Raw genomic sequence first — 18,320 nt, forward strand, 5'->3', positions numbered from 1 at the left:
CGCCGATTCACAAGGTTAGAAGCTCGCCCGGACTAAGCGCATAGATGAGCTTCTCCGCAACCTGTTTTCCCTCCGTCATTTCGAGCGCGAGCGCATAAAGCGAAAGCTGGGCTGTATAGTTCTCACGATAATGTTCGGGATCCCGATTTCGGTCCGTCTTATAGTCGAGGAGTATCATTTTGCCGTTCTCCTCAAACCAGGCATCGATTACCCCCTGTACGACCACCGCTTCCTCGCTTTGCACGGAAGGGTCCGCTTCTCGCGCGGGAACGGCCATGACAAACGAGGACTCCCGATGCAGTTTTTTCTCGCGCTCCGCACGCGCCATGCGCGTAGCGAGCTCGCTCGACAAAAAGTTCAGTATCGGCTCCGCCGAAAGCAGTTCCCTGTCCTCTTTCTCCAAGGCGCCGCAGTGCTCGAGCTCATCCAAAAATAAGTTCAGTTCCGCCTCATTCCAATTTTTCCCGAAGTCAAGGGTCTCAAAGACCTTGTGGTAGGCTGTACCGCGGCGTGCCGCGGTCTCGGCGCCGCCGTTTAACGGCAAGAAAAACAGGGGCTCCGATATCCCTTCCTCCGCCGCTTCGTGAAGACGCTTTAACTCGGACGCGCTTCGCTTCACCTGCAAATTGACATCCGCCGCATGTGCATAGGGAAGGGAGAGCGGCAGAAAGCGCCTACGCTCCTCTTCACCGGCCTTCGCCTCGCAGGCCGCAGAGAGCGCCTCTTTGAGCGCCGCGACCTCGACCGCCTCCCCGAGCACCGCCTCTGCCCGCGACACAGCGCTCTCGCGCCTAAGCGCGATTCCGCAGCCTGCACTGTCCCGCGCCCTTGCGGCCAGGATCCAGTCGAGAAAGCAATTCGCAGTTTTAAGCTCCGCGCTCGAAAGCTGCGCTTCGTCAAAATCCGGTAAAAGCGTCTCTGTCTCTTTTTCGCCTGCCTTCACCGAAGCGCTCAGAATAAGTTTTTCTTTGGCGCGCGTCATCGCGACATAGAGGACACGGAGCTCTTCGCCGAGGGCCTCTGCCCGCAAATGCCAGGCAAAGGCTGCCTTCTTCTCCGTGCCGCCCTTCGCGTGCAGGTCAAAATCGACCGCATCCGCCGCAATGCCGAGCTTCTGGTCATAGAGTATGCTTTTACTGCTGTCCCTGCGGTTAAAGCGCTTTGATAAGCCGGAAAAGAAGACGATGGGAAATTCGAGGCCCTTTGACTTGTGAACGGTCATGATACGAACAGCCGCGGCCTCCTCACCCGGCAGCTGGGCTGCGCCGTAATCGGCATTGTACTTTTTCAGATTGTCGATGTAGCGCACAAAATCGCTGAGTCCCCGGTAGCCGATGCGCTCAAACTCCTCCGCCTTCACGATGAGCATCTGCAGATTCGCATAGCGAAGCTCCCCGCCCGGGCGCGCTGCCTGCTCTCTCTGATAGCCGCTCTCCTCATAGAGCGCCCTTAGAAACTGCGGGAGTTCCGTATAGCTCTCCTGTTCCCGCCAAGCGGCGAGTTTCGAAAACAGCGCCGCCGTCTTTTTTGCGGCTTCGCTCTCCCCGTCTTTTAAAATCGCAGCCTCGAGCCTCTCATAGAGACTCACGCCCTCGCCCTTCGCGGCGAGGGCGGCGAGTTCCTCTTCGCTGAGCCCCCCCACGGACGCATGGAGCACGGCCGCCAGAGAGATATCGCGGAAGGGATTATCGATGGCGCGAAGCAAGCTCAGCACGGTTCTGACCTCTGTCGCGTCAAAATAGCCTGTCTTCTGCTCGGCGAGCGCCGGAATACCGTGACTCATCAGCACTTCGACAAAGCGCTCCGCCTGCCCCGAGGCCGCGCGGAGCAATACGGCTATGTCGCCGTAAGCCGCGGGACGCAGCCCGCCCGCACCGTCGGAGACCTTAATACCCGTTTCGGGATCCAGGAGTTCCAGGATGCGTCGTGCCACAAGTTCCGCTTCGAGCACAGAATCGGCGTCCTCGCTCTCCGCTTCCCGCTCACAGAGCAAAAGTTCTGTCTCGTAGGCTCCGGCTTCTCCTGCCGGAAAGACAGCCCCCGGATAAAGCGCCGCGTCGTCATCGTAGGCAACACCGCCGAGCTCCTCCCGCATGAGCCGCCGGAATACGGCGTTGCAGCTTGCAAGCACTTCCTCGCGGCTGCGAAAGTTCTTTCGGAGATCCACTTTGGTGTCCAGATTCGGCGGGAGTTCCCCGCCGCTGTCCTTATGATAGCTTCTGTACTTCTCGGCAAAGAGCTCCGGCTTCGCATGGCGGAAGCCGTAGATGGACTGCTTGATGTCGCCGACCAGAAAGAGTCTTCCGGCCTCGATTGCGCGGAGCAGTTCTTCCTGTACCCCGTTCGAGTCCTGATATTCGTCCACATAAATCTCGGCAAACTGACTCCGGTACTCCCGCGCAATTTCGCTCGGCTGTCTTTCGCCGCTCGCATCCTGCTCCCAGAAAAGCGCAAGCGTCTCGTGCTCGAGGTCCGAAAAATCCAGTAGATTTTTCTCCTGCTTCTTTGCCCGGTAACGCGCGGAAAAGCTGCGTGCCAGAGAAATCAGGGTGAGTACCGTCTCCGCATCGCCGCTCTCGCTTCCTGTCTCCGCATCGCCGAAGTCCTCTGCCGCCTTTTTGAGCGGCTTCTTCCAGAATTCGCGAAGGGCCTTTACCTGCTCCGCGAGCTCCTTGTCGCTGTCCTTCTTATTTGCTTTCAGCCGGTCGAACGTTTGAAACGCCCCCATTGCCTGCTTTGCCGCCGCATAGCTTTCCGCACGGCAAAGCGCCCGTATTTTTTCAAGATCGCTGTGCACAGCGGCCTCGTAGCCGCCGAGCGCCCCCGTCTCGCAGAGTTCCCTTGCCTCCTCCGCAGAGGGCAGGAGCTCTTCGCCGAGTGCCCTTAATTCCGCCGCCATGTATGCCGCCCAGACAGGCTCGGTTTCGGAGACTTCTCCCTCCTGCTTCGCCTCTTCCTCGCAGCGAAGAAACCACTCTTCCGGCCAGGGCATGCTCTCGGCAAATTGGCAAAGCGAAAGGATTTGCTCGCCTATGCCGAGGTCCGCCTTCCCCTGGGAAAAGGCCTCCGCAAAGCGCAAAAAACCGCTCTCGCCCGCCTCATACTGTTCTTCGAGAAGTGACTCCAGCACATCGCTTTTTAAGATGCGAAGTTCCTCTTCGCTGCCCACGCGAAAGGCCGGGTCCACCGGAAGGCGGTCCGCATGCTCCCGAAGCACCGAGAGACAAAAGCTGTCTATGGTTGTAATCTGCGCGGCATCGAGCGCCGCGAGTTCCCGCTTGGCACGCGCCGCACTTCCTGCCTTTCCCGCGCGCACGGCTGCCTCGAGGCTATCCTCCATGCGGCGCCGTATGCGCTCCCGCATTTCCGCAGCCGCCGCACGGGTAAAGGTCATAATGAGCAAGCGGTCGATGTCGACCGGCCGCGTTTCATCCAACACGCGCGACACGATGCGCTCGGTGAGAACGGCGGTCTTTCCGCTGCCCGCCGCCGCGGAGATTAGCAGCCGGCGCTCGGAGAGCGCTATGGCTCTCCCCTGTTCTTCGGTCCAACGCGTCATTCTCCCACCTCCTCATTCAGCGCGGCATCCATCTCGGCAAATACTTCTTCCGCCTTCCGCTTCTTATTTTTCCGCGCGCGATACCCCGTGATTTTGGCGTCAAAGGCACAGATATCGCGGTGCGGGCAGTACTCACAGCTCAACTGTCCGTCCTCTTCGAGCGGCAGGGCGCGAACATCGCCGCCCAGTATGGCCTCACCTGCCTCCTTCAGTTTCTCCTTGGCATAGGCCTGCAGTTTCAAAAAGCGCTCCGCGCTCACCGTGTTCTCACCGAGGCGTATCTTTCCGTCGCTCAGCTTGAGCGGCAGAAAGGCGCCGGCATCTTCTCCCTCACCGGCGAGCAGGGAGAGCGCGGTTTCATCGCTGTTCATGAGCCCGCTCGGCATGAGTTCCTTTAACTTTGCCTTGCGCATATCCTCTCTGTTTTTCACCTTGTCGAGATCCAAAAAGGCATCTCCGATCGGCGCATAGAAAATTGCGCCCGGCAAAATCTGTTTCTCCGGGTACTGACGCTCGACAAGCTCTGTGACCGCCGAGAGGTAGATAAGGAGCTGTAACTGCGAGCCGCTCAGAATGCGGTAGGGTTCCCAGCTCGTCGCACCGGTCTTATAGTCGACAATTTTTATATAGAGCTGACCCTCGTGTTCCGCCGTATCCACGCGGTCTATCTTTCCGCGGAGCCGCATGCTTCCGCCGCTGAGTTCCGGTGTGATCCCCGGCGCGTCCTGACTCGAGAACTGCAGCTCTTCCGCAGAGGGACGGTAGGCTCCCCGGCGCAGCTGTTCCGCCATAACCAGTATGCTCCCGGTGACAATTCTCGTTAATTTTTTGACAATCCAGCGGTTTTTCGCGCTGTCCTGATAGAGTTTACGCGCATCCGCCGCCACAGCCTCCTCGACCGCCTTGGCCGCGAGTTCCGCAAGATCCTCGTCGCTCTTTTCGCCGAGCTGTCTTCCCTCGGCCGCCGCTGCTTGAAACACAAGCTCAATCGCGCGGTGCGCGAGGCTACCCAGATCCTGCTGCGCGATTTCAAATTCGGGCAGCTGACGAAGCCGCAGTCCGAAATCGGCAAAATGGCGGAAGGGGCAGCGGAAAAACGACTCGATGCGGGTCACGGAGCCGGTGAGTACTTCCCCGTAGAGAGCCCGGGCGGTCTCCCGGAACAGCTTTCCGCCCGCGTAAAGCGTGCAGGCGGAGGCCGTGAGTTCCCTGGCCTCCGTGCGCCTCTCCTCGTCCGATGAATAGGCGCGGAGCAGCGAAACCGCCGCTTCGCGTGCCGTCTCTGTTTTACCGCCTGCCTCCGCTTCTTTGCGCGCCGCGCGGAGTGCCTTTAAGAGCAGCTCCTCCGCCTCGCTGCGGGAATAAAAAGCACCGTTATCCGGCTGTTTCGCCCTTCGGAGCCCCGGCAACAGCTGTTCCAAATGGCGGAGCAAGAATGAGGGGCGCATGGCCTTGCCGCCGCGGTTTACCGCGGAAAAACTGATGTGAAGTCGGTCCGAAGCCTCGGTGAGCAGACGGTATAAGTAAAAGCGCTGTTCGTAGAGCTGTTCCTTGGCACCGGGCGCGAGGATAAGCCCCTCTCCCTTTAGTTTTTCCCGCTCTCGCTCGCTGAGCACACCGCCCTCATCCCGTCGCTTCGGGAGCGCGTTGTCGTTTGCCGCGAGCAGGAAAAGGACCTTTGTGTCGAGAAAACGGGTGCGCATCATATCGCCTATGGTCACGCGGTCCGCATAGGCCGGAATCTGGCCGATGTGAATTTCCCGAAGGCCGCTCTCCAGCACGCCCGCCATATCCGCGCGGGACAGTCTCTCGCCCGAAAGCACTTCGCGCATCTCGGTGAGAATGCGCTCCGTCTCCGCATAAACCTCCGAAAACTCCCTTGCGCGGGAGGCATCTCCCCGCTCCGTAAAGCGAAGGGCAGCGGCCGCAAGCTTCTCTTCGACCGAGAGCGCTTTCATCAGATCGGATAATAAAGCCGCCACCTCGCCGACATCCGCCTCGCCGCCCTGAAAGGCTTCTCGAAGCGGCAGGAGAAGGCCCAGCATCTCCTCCTTGAAGCGATTTAACGCGTCCATGTCCGCTCCCTCAAGTTCGCGCGGACAGTAGGAAAAGGGCTCTTTGAGGCGCGTAAAACTCCGCACGCCGGTGAGTCCCATGTAATTTTCGAGCAGCGCGGTCTGCTTCCACGCTTCCGTGACCAAGGGATTGTGCAAGAAACGGAAAAAAGCGCGCGGCGAAAAGCCCTCCTGAATACATAGCAGGGCTGCGTTTAAAAGTTCCGGCAGCGGGTTGGCGCGCACCGAGAGGTTTTCATCGAGATGGGCGGGGATACCCGCCGCAAGAAAAGTATGCGAGAAGAATTCGCCCATGCCCTCAAAATCCGCGACCACGACCGCAATGTCGCGATAGCGGTAGCCCTCCTCTTTGACGAGGCGGAGTATATTCCTGGCCGCAGCTGCCGCTTCTACCTCCGGGGAGGCGAGCGCCGCAACCGTGACCGCCTTTACCTCTCCCTCGTATACCACGCCGTCATAGCGCAGCGCATGCGCGTCCAGAAAGGCAAGTTCCGGCGCCTTGAGGCGCGCGGACCCCGTGACAAAACAGTCCTGCCCCCGGGGCACGCGAAGTTTCTCCGCAGTATCCCGAATGTGACGCACATACGCGGTCGAGAGATGAAAGAGTTCTTCCTCCGGCAGTCTCTGATCCGGATCGAGGCCCGGATCCAGAGAAAGCACGAAGCGAAGATCCGCCGCAACCGCGAGCAGTTCTTCCAAAACACGGTACTGCACAGGCGTGAAGCCGACAAAGCCGTCGATTAAGAAGTGCGCGTTCCGGAGCAGCTTTGACTCCGGGATACAGGCCGCAAAGTGCCCGAGTATCTCTTCCTTCGGCAACTGCTTTCCGCGAATAAAGTCCTCGACGCCCTGATAGATGAGAGAAAAGTCGCGGAGCTTCATCGCAAGCAGGCGCTTTTCTTCCTTCTCCGCGAGTTCCGAGAAGCGCGAAGGCGCGGCGCCGTACTGCAGACACTCCGAAATCATGGACTTCACCTGCTCCGCAAAACCTGTCTTTTTGACCTTACCCTTCCAGAGCAGCAAGTCTTTTTCGAGCATACCGCCGACACGCCGAACGACCATGGCCTTGCCGCTCTCATCCATGATGGGCGGGAGCTTCCGGTTTAACTCCTGAAACACCCGGTAGGCAAGGCGATTTAAGGAAAGTGCCTCCAAATTGCGGGAGGCATGGCGCGGGTGCAGCTCCAAGAGTTTCTTTTGCACGAGCATGCTGTACTGTTCCGGCACAATGACAAAAAAGCGCTCTTCCGGCGCCTCGAGGGAAGCCTCGATGATGTCCAGAAAAGCGCGCTCGGTTTTTCCGCTTCCGGAAGTACCGAAATAAAAAGAATAAGCCACGCGAACCCTCCTCCGTAAAAAGCGGAATTATATTTCTTGCGTGAGTTGCTCATAGAGTGCGTTCGGAACCTCCGCGCGCACGTAGATGCCCTCTGCCTCGTAGCGCTCCTCGAGCAGCTTCCCCTGCTTTCGTATGCTCTGGATGCGCCCCGCCGCAGCATAGGGAAACAGAGCCTCAAAAGCTCGGCGACTCTTCTTCTTTTCCGCCGAAATCAGCTCTTTGAGTGTCTCAAGCCCCTCTCCGGTCGCCGCCGAAATGCGAACGGAGGCCGCTGCATGGATGTCCTTCGGAAGCGTCTCCGCGCCCGGCAGATCCGTTTTATTGTAGACCGCGATGATGCTGTGCTCCTCCAAGGCTTCGAGCTCCCGCAGGGTCTCATAGACCACAGCCATCTGCGTATCCGCCTCCGGCGAAGACGCATCGACCACATGCAGGATGAGGTCTGCATAACGGGCCTCCTCAAGTGTCGAGTGGAAGGCCTCAATCAGCTGGTGCGGCAGCTTCCGTATGAAGCCGACGGTGTCCGTGAGCAGCACTTCTTCGCCGCCCGGCAACGCGAGTTTTCGCGTGGTCGGATCCAGGGTCGCAAAGAGCTTATTTTCCGCGAGTATTCCCGCATCGGTGAGCCGGTTCAGCAAGGTCGACTTGCCGGCATTCGTATAGCCGACCAAGGCCACAATATAACTCCCGCTTCTCTCCCGCTGCGCCCGCGCGACCTCGCGATGCCGCTTCAGTTCGCCGAGTTTTTCGCGCAAAAAACTAATGCGTGCGCGGATGGCGCGACGGTCGAGCTCCAGCTTCTGTTCGCCCGGACCTCTGGTTCCCACACCGCCGCCGAGTCTGGAGAGCGACGAACGCATGCCGAGGAGATGTGCCTGCGTGTAATGAAGTTGTGCGAGCTCCACCTGGAGCTTACCCTCCGCCGTCACCGCGTGCCGCGCAAAAATATCGAGAATAATCATGGTTCTGTCCATGACCTTGACACCGAGTGCATCGCTCAGATTTTTCATCTGTGCCGGTGATAACTCATCATCCGCCGCAACGGCATCTGCCTCAAGGCTGAAAAGCAGTTCCTTCAACTCTTCTATTTTGCCTTTTCCGAAATAGGTTCCGGGATCCGGCGCTTCGCGCGGCTGCATGAGACGGCCGACCGGCTCTGCTCCCGCGGTCTTCAGCAGTTCCCCGAGCTCCGTCAGCGATTCCTCGCTTCCGTCCCGTTCTCTCTGCTGAATGCCGATCAGCACGACCCGTTCTTTCGCCTCTTCGGTCACAAACAGCTCAGCCATCACTGCCCTCCACTCTGGTCTTCAAAAACGCAATCTCATGTTCTATTTCTTCCCGGTTTCCCTGCCCGCTCTCAAGGAGCGCCGTGAAGCGCTGCAGCGCGTCCGCATACTCCCCGCGATATTCTTGACAAATCGCCTCGCGCTGCCGAAAAACCGCTTGCTGCGCAACATCGGCGGCCGTCAGGGTCTCGCCTGCCTCATACATCGCAAAGGCCTCATCCAGTTTTTTGGCGCTGACCAAGAGATCTCCGTAGTGCAGAAGAAAGCGACTGTCCTCCTTCGCGCTCGGATACAATTTCTCATACGCCGCACGCACGGTCTCCAGTTCATCCGCCGCTCCTCCGGCCCGCGCACTCTCCGCGAGCAGGTAGAGTGTCTCCAGATGCAGTTCTCGGTCCCCGCCCTTTTTCTCTGCCTCTTCGTAATAAGGCAGGGCGCCTTCCATGCCCTTGCCCGCCTTCACGGCAGCGGCACAGGCCAGATCCAAATAGGCAGCTTTTCTGCCTCCTTTTCGGAGCAACTGCTCATAGTGCTCCAACGCCTCCTCGTACTTTCCCGCACGGTACTCCGCCTCCGCAAGGTAACTCAGAATATCCGCCTCTTCTTCATCCTGATGTGCGGTCCCGTAGTAGTCCATCGCATGACGGAAGGCGTCGATTGCCGCCTCGTAGTTTTCCTTCTGTAACTCCGTAATGCCCAGTGAACGGTATTTCTGTACCGCTTTTCTGCGCTCACTGCATCCGCTCAGCAATACCACCAGGGAAAGCACTATGACAATCCCGATTCCCCTCGTCTTCCGCATCGCTCTGCCTCCTCACCGAATACCGGTGCTGCCGAAACCGCCGCGGTTCTCTCCCGTGAGTTTCTCCACTTCCCGGAACGAGAGCACCGGCTGATGCTCCATGATGCGGAACTGACAGATTCTGTCGTTGACATGAATTTCGGTGTCTCGTACCGCGAGCGCCGGGAAAAACCACTGATCATCGTCCCCGCCGTAACTCTCATCGATGACACCCATAGAATTCACCTGGAGAATGCCGAAATTTTTGAAGGTCGAGCTGCGCGGCACCACATGCGCCTCATGGCCTGCCGGAAGCTGCATCGCAATGCCGAGCGGAATCAGGGCAAATTCTCCCTTTTTGAGGCTCACATCCGCCGCCGCGCGGAGATCCACCCAGTCACTCTTTCCGTCGATATAGCGCAGTCGTTCGATCGCTTCGCTAAAATACTTGATTGCAATCTCCATCTCAGACTTCCTCCCCCAGTTTTCCCTCTTCCGTTCCGAAGCGGTAGTTTAACTCCCGCTTGACTTCTTCCTGGATTTCCGCCTCCTGATCCGGTGTGACCGAGGGCAGATCCTGCTTCGAGTCCACACCGAAGCGCCGCAAAAATTCTTCGGTGGTCGCAAAGAGGGCTGGACGCCCCGGAGCGTCCAGCCTTCCGGCTTCATAGATGAGTCCGTACTCGACCAGCTTATTGACCGCGTGGTCGGAAGACACACCTCGTATCTTTGAAATTTCCATCTTGGTGACGGGTTGACGGTAGGCAATGATCGCGAGGGTTTCCAGAACAACCTGACTCAAAACCTGACGTCTGGGCTCTTTTGCGACACGGATCAAAGCATCGTAAAACTCCCGCTTGGTGCCGAGCTGCCAGGCATTCTCCAGACGGAGTAAGTGAACCCCGCGGTCATTTGCCTCATAGCGCTTTGCCAGTCGCTCTGCCGCGGCCTCTGCCTCCGCCGTCGTGCACTCCAGTGCCGCCGCAAGCAAGCCGGTCTCGACCGATTTTCCCATTGTAAAGAGCACCGCCTCTACCACGGCTTCCTGCCGCTGCATTTCCGCTTCTGTCATGCGCCTTCCTCCACTCGATAGTATGTTCTATTATACCCCGTCCTTTCCGCTCTTGTCCATGTGGCTTTTCCCGTCATAAGTGCCATCCGTGGCGAAAGAAAACTCAGTTGTTCTTTACTTTCTTCTGCTTGCCGTTATTACTCTTGTCGTTCGATCTCTGCTCCTTCTTATTGTCTGAACGCTTCTGCTTCTTGTTGTTTTCGTTCTTTCTTCCGCTGTCCTCAGGGCGCTCCGGACGATTGTTCTCTTCAAACCCGCCGTTCTGCTCAAAGCCCTGCGGGCCGTTTCCACCAAAGCCACCGAAGCCCTGCGGACCGTTTCCGCCGAAGCCGCCGAAGCCCTGCGGGCCGTTGTTTCCGCCGAAGCCGCCGAAGCCCTGCGGGCCGTTGTTTCCGCCGAAGCCACCGAAGCCCTGCGGGCCGTTTCCGCCGAAGCCACCGAAGCCCTGCGGACCGTTTCCTCCGAAGCCACCGAAGCCCTGCGGACCGTTTCCGCCGTTCATATCATTCTCTCTTCCTCGGCCCTGCTGCGGTCTGCTTCCCTGCTGTCCGCGCTGACGTTTACTCTGCACGCGTCGGTTTCCGGACTTGCCGCCTCTTCGGCTGCCGTTCTCCGAGCGCTCCGGACGTTCGCCGCGCTCGCTTCTGTTTCCGCTCTGCTCCCCGGACTTGCCGCCCTTTCGGCTGCCGTTCTCCGGGCGTTCCGGACGTTCGCCGCGCTCGCTTCTGTTTCCGCTCTGCTCGCCGGACTTGCCGCCCTTTCGGCCGCCTTTCTCCGGGCGCTCACCGCGCTCGCCCTTACTTCCGCTCTGCTCCCCGGACTTGCCGCCCTTTCGGCTGCCGTTCTCCGGGCGCTCCGGGCGCTCGCCGCGCTCGCTCTTATTTCCGCCCTGCTCCCCGGACTTGCCACCCTTTCGGCCGCCGTTATCCGGGCGCTCACCGCGCTCACCGCGCTCGCTCTTACTTCCGCTCTGCTCCCCGGACTTGCCACCCCTGCGGCTGCCGTTCTCCGGGCGCTCCGGGCGCTCGCCCTTACTTCCGCTCTGCTCGCCCGACTTGCCGCCCCTGCGGCTGCCGTTCTCCGGGCGCTCCGGGCGCTCGCTTCTGTTTCCGCTCTGCTCCCCGGACTTGCCGCCCCTGCGGCTACCGTTCTCCGGACGCTCACCGCGCTCGCTCTTACTTCCGTTCTGCTCGCCCGACTTGCCGCCCTTTCGGCTGCCGTTCTCCGGGCGTTCCGGACGCTCACCGCGCTCGCTTCTGTTTCCGCTCTGCTCCCCGGACTTGCCGCCCTTTCGGCTGCCGTTCTCCGGGCGCCTTCTCTCACCGTTTCCTTCCTGCGAGCTATCACTTTCCTTTAAATCATTCTTCAGTTCTCCGTCTCTGTCTTCTTCGGAGCCACTGTTCCGCATCCTGCCGGACGGGCGCTTTCTCTCGCTTCTTTCGCCACGCGAACTATCCTGCGTTGTATCGCTGCTTTTCGCATTTTCACTCTCGCTTCCGGCTGCCGGCTGAACCTTTCCCGCTTCGCCCTGTGCCGCTGTTTCTCCGCCCTCTTCCGCCGCTGATGCGCGCTCACTGTTCTGGCTCGTACCTACCGTCCCATTCTCCGGAAGGAGTAGACTCGTATTCGTGTGTTCCGCAGGAACAGCGAGCGTCTCATCGCGATTCCCTTCCGGCGGCGTTTGACGCTTCCGCTCCGGCTTCTCACTCGGATTCGAATTCTCCTCCTGTCCGCCGAATGCTTCGTTCATGCCACCGTTTTCCGGACGCTCCGGACGATCTCCGCGCTGAAAACCGCCGTTCTCTTTATTTTCGCCGCCCTTACCCGGGCGCTCCGGACGATCTCCGCGCTCAAAACCGCCGTTCTCTTTATTTTCGCCGCCCTTACCCGGGCGCTCCGGACGATCTCCGCGCTCAAAACCGCCGTTCTCTCCGTTTTCGCTGCCCTTACCGGGGCGCTCCGGACGATTGCCGCGTTCAAAGCCGCCGTTCTCTTTATTTTCGCCGCCCTTACCCGGGCGCTCCGGACGATCTCCGCGCTCAAAACCGCCGTTTTCTCCGTTTTCGCTGCCCTTACCCGGGCGCTCCGGACGCTCGCCGCGCTGAGAACCGCTGTTCTCTCCGTTTTCGCTGCCCTTACCCGGGCGATCCGGGCGCTCGCCGCGTTCAAAGCCGCCGTTCATGCCGCCCTGCGGGCCGTTCCCGCCCTGGTTTTCGCCGATGTTGTTTACGGTATCGCTGATGCTCACCGTTTCGCTCTGCTCACCGACGGTCACGGTATAGTTCTCTCCGCTCTTTAAATCCGCCGCGCTGAAGAGTACGGTATTAAACGCCTGCGTGGTGCCGCTGTTCTCGTAAATGACATTTCCCTTAGAATCCGCAACGACAACCTTGGTTCCCGCGGCCTGCGTCTCCGAGAGATAATAGACAATGCTGTTCTGGGTAGAACCGCTGTCATTTAAGCTCTGGAACATACCGCTGTCGCCGCTCACAAAGACCGTGCCGCCGCTGATCACGCCCTTGCCGTCATAATCAATCGGTGCGTTCCCGCCGTCCGAGGGGCCGTCTACCACAACCGTTCCGCAGCTGATGATGAGGTCGCCGTTCGAATCAATACCGTCACCACTCGCTTTGACCGTGAGTACGCCGCCGCTGATGCGAATTTCCGCACCTTCGGTCGCCTGACCCGGCGCTTTGTCCGAGCCGGAGCCGTCCGATGCATTGAGGCCGTCATCGCTCGCATTCACCGTGATATCTCCACCCTGAATGTCCACGACCAGGCCCTCCAGGCCTTCCTCCGACTCAAGTACCGTTACCTTACCGTCCAGTATGGTCAGAGTCTCATCTGCGTGGATAGCATCATCGCCTGCCTTCAGATTGATGGTACCGCCCTGCACCGTGACATTGGTCTTACTGTGAATCGCATCTTCGGCAGTGCCCGTCACATCCAGGGTGCCGTTCCCGGAAATCGTAAGATCCGACTTTGTGTAGATGGCCGCCTTATTTTCCTCCGCACTGCTCCGGAGATCCGTGACCGCATTCTCGCTGCCGTCCTTCAGTACCAGAGTAATCGAGCTGCCGCTCTCAAACAGCAGCGGTGCATCGGTCGAGTTGCTGATCTTGAAGCCGTCGAAAACCAAGGTGATCTCCGCGCCTTCCTCAGCATCCACCAGGAGCTGACCTTCCTCAAGCGTTCCGCTCAGCAGATAGGTTCCGGCTTTCCGGATGGTCACCTTTCCGTTTTCCGCAACCGCACCGTCGCCTGTTACAACAATGCTGTCACCGCTCGCCGCAATCTGCGTTGCACCCTCGGTGTTCGTAAGCGTTGACTCTGTTGCCGCCTTCGCATTTTTCTTGGTCGCCGCGTCTGCGTAGCTCTTGTAAGCCCCTATGGTCAGAGCCAAAGAGAGGGTTGCCGCCGCCAGTGCAACATGTTTCTTCTTCATAAGATACTCCTTTCTGCTTCTAAGTAAGTCCGAAGCCTTTGCTTCGCTTGCTTGTTTGTTGATACCGACACTTTACCAAGCAAAGCTGAAAGGAAGCTGAAAGGATCAAGCTTTTTCGTGAAGGAAATGTGAATAAAAAAAGAGCCGCTCGCCGAAGCGGGCAGCTCTCTCAATACAGAAGCAAACTCAGTTTTCGCCGAGCGGTGCAAAGCCGTATGCATTCACCAGCGCATCCACCTTTTTCCCGTCACGGCAAAGCGGGCATTCCCGGTAATCATAGGATGCATAGTCCGGGATATCCTTTTTCCCGAACACTGCGGAAATCGGAATATCGTGGTAGGTCTCAAAGGCACTGAAGATAGACGATACACCCGCAAGGGTTCCGCCGTAGTACTGGATACACTCGAGCACCTTATCGAGCGTGCGTCCCGTCGTGATACTGGACATCAGCACCATGATGTTCTTGCCTGCAATCTCCGGGAGCAGGTTGTTGCGGAAGATGAGCTGGGAGTTCGAGTTGAATTCCGGATGCACCACATACATGGTCTTGTGCGCATTCGTCGAGAGGAAGCCCTCTTTGGTCAACTCATCCGCGAGGTAGGCACCGATCACATCCGTTCCCTCCATGCAGACAATGGTATCTATCACCGTTCCGAAGAGATAGGTACCTGTCAAAAAGCGCGCTATTTCCTTTGCCTCACCGCTTCTTGTCTTCAAGGTCGTCACATCGATGTAATAGTTGATGTGTGCATGATTCGAGGCGAAATGTCCTTTCCGAATCTTGAGAGGCGCATCACAACCGGCAGTGTAAATCTTTGTATAATTGATTTCTTGCATAACGCTTCCTCCTTTTGACAAGTCTTTATAGGATTATTGTAAAAGAACTCGGAGATGAATGCAACAAAAAAACTCAGAGCCTCTGCTCTGAGTTACAATCCTGCCGGCGACCGGGGTCGAACCGGTACGGTCATTCCTGACCACAGGATTTTAAGTCCTGGGCGTCTGCCTATTCCGCCACGCCGGCAAATAGCATCAACGCCTGATGCAGCGACCCGAAACGGACTTGAACCGTCGACCTCCGCCGTGACAGGGCGGCGCTCTAACCAACTGAGCCATCGGGCCAAAACTCCTCGTGTTGGACTCGAACCAACGACACCGCGGTTAACAGCCGCGTGCTCTACCGACTGAGCTAACAAGGAATATACCATAGAGTGGAGCTTCGGGGACTCGAACCCGGGACCGATCGGTTATGAGCCGACTGCTCTAACCAGCTGAGCTAAAGCTCCAAGGAGAGTTCCGAAAACTCTAGTGACCCCAACGAGGTTCGAACTCGTGTTACCGCCGTGAAAGGGCGATGTCTTAACCGCTTGACCATGGGGCCATCTTTACACCCTGAAAACCGCACACAGAATTCTATCTATTCATCTCTTTTCCCAAACCCTTTGGTTAAACCCTCGACCGATTAGTAAGAGTCAGCTGAACGTGTCACCACGCTTACACCTCTCTCCTATCTACCTTGTCGTCTTCAAGGGGTCTTACCGCTTTCGCATGAGATATCCCATCTTGAGGGGGGCTTCACGCTTAGATGCCTTCAGCGTTTATCCCGTCCCGACTTGGCTACCCGGCCATGGGGTTGCTCCCCAACCGGTGCACCAGTGGTCAGTCCATCCCGGTCCTCTCGTACTAAGGACAGCTCCTCTCAGATATCTTACGCCCGCGCCGGATAGGGACCGAACTGTCTCACGACGTTCTGAACCCAGCTCGCGTACCGCTTTAATGGGCGAACAGCCCAACCCTTGGGACCGACTTCAGCCCCAGGATGCGATGAGCCGACATCGAGGTGCCAAACCACTCCGTCGATGTGAACTCTTGGGAGTGATAAGCCTGTTATCCCCAGGGTAGCTTTTATCCGTTGAGCGATGGCAATCCCACTTTATACCACCGGATCACTAAGTCCTACTTTCGTACCTGCTCCACCCGTCGGTGTCGCAGTCAAGCTCCCTTCTGCCTTTGCGCTCTTCGAATGGTTTCCAACCATTCTGAGGGAACCTTTGAGCGCCTCCGATACTCTTTCGGAGGCGACCGCCCCAGTCAAACTCCCCACCTGACATTGTCCCCCATCCGGATCACGGATGTAGGTTAGAAATCCAGTGCCACAGGGGTGGTATCCCAACAGCGGCTCCGGAAAGACTGGCGTCCTTCCTTCTTAGCCTCCCACCTATCCTGTACGAGTAACACCGAATCCCGGTATCAAGCTGGAGTAAAGCTCCATGGGGTCTTTCCGTCCTGGCGCAGGTCACCAGCATCTTCACTGGTACTTCAATTTCACCGGGTGCATTGTTGAGACAGCGCTCAAATCATTACGCCTTTCGTGCGGGTCGGAACTTACCCGACAAGGAATTTCGCTACCTTAGGACCGTTATAGTTACGGCCGCCGTTTACTGGGGCTTAAATTCAAAGCTTCGCTTGCGCTAACCTCTCCTCTTAACCTTCCAGCACCGGGCAGGCGTCAGCCCATATACCTCACCTTACGGTTTCGCATAGACCTGTGTTTTTGCTAAACAGTTGCTTGAGCCTTTTCTCTGCGGCTGCATCTCTGCAGCACCCCTTCTCCCGAAGTTACGGGGTCATTTTGCCGAGTTCCTTAACAATGCTTCTCCCGCCGGCCTTAGGATTCTCTCCTCATCCACCTGTGTCGGTTTGCGGTACGGGCTGACATGATACAATAGCGGCTTTTCTCGACAGTCCCTCCACCGGCTTCGCTACTTATATTTCGCTCCCTATCACGCTTTCGGATTGTATGGCGGATTTGCCTACCACACTCCTAACTTCGCTTCGCCCGGTCTTTGCTCTCCCGGGTCCGGTTTCGTTCCTGTGTCCCCACAGTTCTGATCATGTCAGGTGCAGGAATATGAACCTGCTGTCCATCGACTACGGATCTCTCCCTCGCCTTAGGTCCCGACTTACCCAGGGCAGATCAGCTTTACCCTGGAATCCTTGGATATTCGGCCATGATGATTCTCACATCATTCTCGCTACTCATTCCGGCATTCTCTCTTCTCAGAACTCCACGCTTCCTTACGGTAACGCTTCGGCACTCTGAGATTGCTCCTCTACCAATGTATTGCTACATTCCTAAGCTTCGGTATCGTGTTTTAGCCCCGGAAATTTTCGGCGCAGGACCTCTCGACTAGTGAGCTATTACGCACTCTTTGAATGTGTGGCTGCTTCTAAGCCAACATCCTAGCTGTCTTCGAAATCCCACATCCTTTTCCACTTAACACGTATTTTGGGACCTTAGCTGTAGGTCTGGGCTCTTTCCCTTTTGACTGTCCAACTTATCTCGTACAGTCTGACTCCCGACCATCATCAGTACGGCATTCGCAGTTTGATATCCCTTGGTAGGCTTTGACGCCCCCTCAGGAATTCAGTGCTCTACCTCCGTCTGACTAAGTCGAGGCTAGCCCTAAAGCTATTTCGAGGAGAACCAGCTATCTCCGGGTTCGATTGGAATTTCTCCCCTATCCACACCTCATCACCACCCTTTTCAACGGATGTGTGTTCGGTCCTCCATTCCCTTTTACGGGAACTTCAACCTGGACATGGATAGATCACCCGGTTTCGGGTCTGCCGATGCTGACTGTAAGCCCTGTTAAGACTCGGTTTCCCTTCGGCTCCGGACCTGTAGTCCTTAACCTTGCCAGCACCGGCAACTCGCCGGACCGTTCTACAAAAAGTACGCGGTTGTGCGTTCATGTATCGCACTTCCACTGCATGTAAACATAGGGTTTCAGGTTCTTTTTCACTCCCCTCCCGGGGTCCTTTTCACCTTTCCTTCACAGTACTATGCACTATCGGTCACTAAGTAGTATTTAGCCTTAGGGGGTGGTCCCCCCGTATTCCCACAAGGTTTCACGTGTCTCGTGGTACTCTGGATCCTGCCGAGTTTCGAATCGTTTTCCCGTACGGGGCTTTCACCCTCTATAGCGGACTTTTCCAAAGTCCTTCCGGTAACCATTCAATTCCCTTATGCAGTCCGAACCCCGCGGTGCACGCACCGCGGTTTGGGCTCTTCCGTGTTCGCTCGCCACTACTTACGGAATCACTGTTGTTTTCTTTTCCTCCGCCTACTTAGATGTTTCAGTTCAGCGGGTTCCCGGCTGTACGCTATGGATTTACGCACAGTCACTGCAGGTCTTCTGCAGTAGGTTTCCCCATTCGGAAATCTGCGGATCAATAGATATTTGCTCTTCCCCGCAGCTTATCGCAGCTTATCACGTCCTTCATCGGCTCTTAGTGCCAAGGCATCCGCCCTACGCTCTTTTCTGTTTAACCTCTTACATGTTCTCTAGCGTAAGAACATGCGGGTTGGTCAACTCTGCTCTCACAGAGTTACGTATTATTTACATTATAGACATGACTTTCGTCACATCTATCGGATACGACTTTCGTCGTATCACCTCGGATGTCTAGATATTCTTAATTGAATATTCATTCTGTATGCGATTTTCAAGGTGCAAAATGGAGATGGAGAGATTCGAACTCTTGACCCCCTGCTTGCAAGGCAGGTGCTCTCCCAACTGAGCTACACCCCCATAATAATCCGGCGCCCGCCTATTCTCCCATGCCGTTACCAGCATAGTACCTTCGGCCGTCTTCCTCTTAACCGTCGTGTTCGGGATGGGAACGGGTGTTTCAAGAAGACGTATCGACACCGGAAATCCGGTGAACCTTTGATCAAAAACCAGACAGCACAAACAACC

The 18,320-nt window shown here is 57.3% G+C and carries 8 protein-coding genes, 6 tRNA genes and 2 rRNA genes; all 16 read right to left on the reverse strand.

The genetic code is table 11. From position 1 onward, the window contains the following. Nucleotides 1–7: 7 nt before the first annotated feature. Nucleotides 8–3,559 (reverse strand): helicase-exonuclease AddAB subunit AddA, encoded by a 3,552-nt coding sequence (gene addA, locus QU660_RS06235; RefSeq protein WP_304945684.1) that lies wholly within the window; start codon nucleotides 3,557–3,559, stop codon nucleotides 8–10. After that, nucleotides 3,556–6,972 carry a PD-(D/E)XK nuclease family protein gene (locus QU660_RS06240; protein WP_304945685.1) on the reverse strand — a complete coding sequence of 1,139 codons (3,417 nt, stop codon included), beginning with the start codon at nucleotides 6,970–6,972 and terminating at the stop codon, nucleotides 3,556–3,558. Before QU660_RS06240 ends, addA begins: the two co-directional genes overlap by 4 nt. 27 nt (nucleotides 6,973–6,999) lie before the next feature. Beyond that, complete coding sequence (gene hflX / locus QU660_RS06245) at nucleotides 7,000–8,259, reverse strand: GTPase HflX (protein WP_304945686.1); 1,260 nt, start codon at nucleotides 8,257–8,259, stop codon at nucleotides 7,000–7,002. Then, nucleotides 8,252–9,061 (reverse strand): tetratricopeptide repeat protein, encoded by an 810-nt coding sequence (locus QU660_RS06250; protein ID WP_304945687.1) that lies wholly within the window; start codon nucleotides 9,059–9,061, stop codon nucleotides 8,252–8,254. The genes hflX and QU660_RS06250 overlap by 8 nt, the downstream gene beginning before the upstream one ends. A 12-nt stretch (nucleotides 9,062–9,073) precedes the next feature. Beyond that, nucleotides 9,074–9,505 (reverse strand): dUTP diphosphatase, encoded by a 432-nt coding sequence (locus tag QU660_RS06255; protein WP_304945688.1) that lies wholly within the window; start codon nucleotides 9,503–9,505, stop codon nucleotides 9,074–9,076. A 1-nt stretch (nucleotide 9,506) separates the two neighbouring features. Next, nucleotides 9,507–10,112, reverse strand: coding sequence for an SMC-Scp complex subunit ScpB (scpB, locus tag QU660_RS06260; protein ID WP_304945689.1), 606 nt, complete (start codon nucleotides 10,110–10,112; stop codon nucleotides 9,507–9,509). Between the two features lie 103 nt (nucleotides 10,113–10,215). After that, the gene (locus QU660_RS06265; RefSeq protein WP_304945690.1) at nucleotides 10,216–13,557 is read right to left on the reverse strand and encodes a carbohydrate-binding domain-containing protein; all 3,342 of its coding nucleotides are present in this window, start codon (nucleotides 13,555–13,557) and stop codon (nucleotides 10,216–10,218) included. A gap of 186 nt (nucleotides 13,558–13,743) precedes the next feature. Beyond that, nucleotides 13,744–14,394 (reverse strand): orotate phosphoribosyltransferase, encoded by a 651-nt coding sequence (locus tag QU660_RS06270; RefSeq protein ID WP_304945691.1) that lies wholly within the window; start codon nucleotides 14,392–14,394, stop codon nucleotides 13,744–13,746. 101 nt (nucleotides 14,395–14,495) lie between these two features. Next, nucleotides 14,496–14,581 (reverse strand) — tRNA-Leu (locus tag QU660_RS06275). A gap of 24 nt (nucleotides 14,582–14,605) precedes the next feature. After that, nucleotides 14,606–14,679: transfer RNA gene (locus QU660_RS06280), tRNA-Asp, on the reverse strand. A gap of 4 nt (nucleotides 14,680–14,683) precedes the next feature. Beyond that, nucleotides 14,684–14,756, reverse strand: a tRNA-Asn gene (locus tag QU660_RS06285). Nucleotides 14,757–14,769: 13 nt separating this feature from the next. Continuing rightward, nucleotides 14,770–14,843, reverse strand: a tRNA-Ile gene (locus tag QU660_RS06290). A gap of 23 nt (nucleotides 14,844–14,866) precedes the next feature. Further along, a tRNA-Glu gene (locus tag QU660_RS06295) sits at nucleotides 14,867–14,938 on the reverse strand. A gap of 61 nt (nucleotides 14,939–14,999) precedes the next feature. Then, nucleotides 15,000–17,892, reverse strand: a 23S ribosomal RNA gene (locus tag QU660_RS06300). A gap of 187 nt (nucleotides 17,893–18,079) precedes the next feature. Then, nucleotides 18,080–18,152: transfer RNA gene (locus QU660_RS06305), tRNA-Ala, on the reverse strand. 6 nt (nucleotides 18,153–18,158) lie between these two features. After that, nucleotides 18,159–18,276 (reverse strand): 5S ribosomal RNA (gene rrf / locus QU660_RS06310). Between the last annotated feature and the right edge of the window lie 44 nt (nucleotides 18,277–18,320).

Source organism: Stomatobaculum sp. F0698, assembly GCF_030644385.1.
Classification (GTDB): domain Bacteria; phylum Bacillota; class Clostridia; order Lachnospirales; family Lachnospiraceae; genus Moryella.

Coding starts and splice junctions, on each gene's coding strand:
- addA (WP_304945684.1), bottom strand. CDS start 3,559: ATGACGCGTTGGACCGAAGAACAGGGGAGAGCCATAGCGCTCTCCGAG.
- hflX (WP_304945686.1), bottom strand. CDS start 8,259: ATGGCTGAGCTGTTTGTGACCGAAGAGGCGAAAGAACGGGTCGTGCTG.
- QU660_RS06250 (WP_304945687.1), bottom strand. CDS start 9,061: ATGCGGAAGACGAGGGGAATCGGGATTGTCATAGTGCTTTCCCTGGTG.
- QU660_RS06255 (WP_304945688.1), bottom strand. CDS start 9,505: ATGGAGATTGCAATCAAGTATTTTAGCGAAGCGATCGAACGACTGCGC.
- scpB (WP_304945689.1), bottom strand. CDS start 10,112: ATGACAGAAGCGGAAATGCAGCGGCAGGAAGCCGTGGTAGAGGCGGTG.
- QU660_RS06265 (WP_304945690.1), bottom strand. CDS start 13,557: ATGAAGAAGAAACATGTTGCACTGGCGGCGGCAACCCTCTCTTTGGCT.
- QU660_RS06270 (WP_304945691.1), bottom strand. CDS start 14,394: ATGCAAGAAATCAATTATACAAAGATTTACACTGCCGGTTGTGATGCG.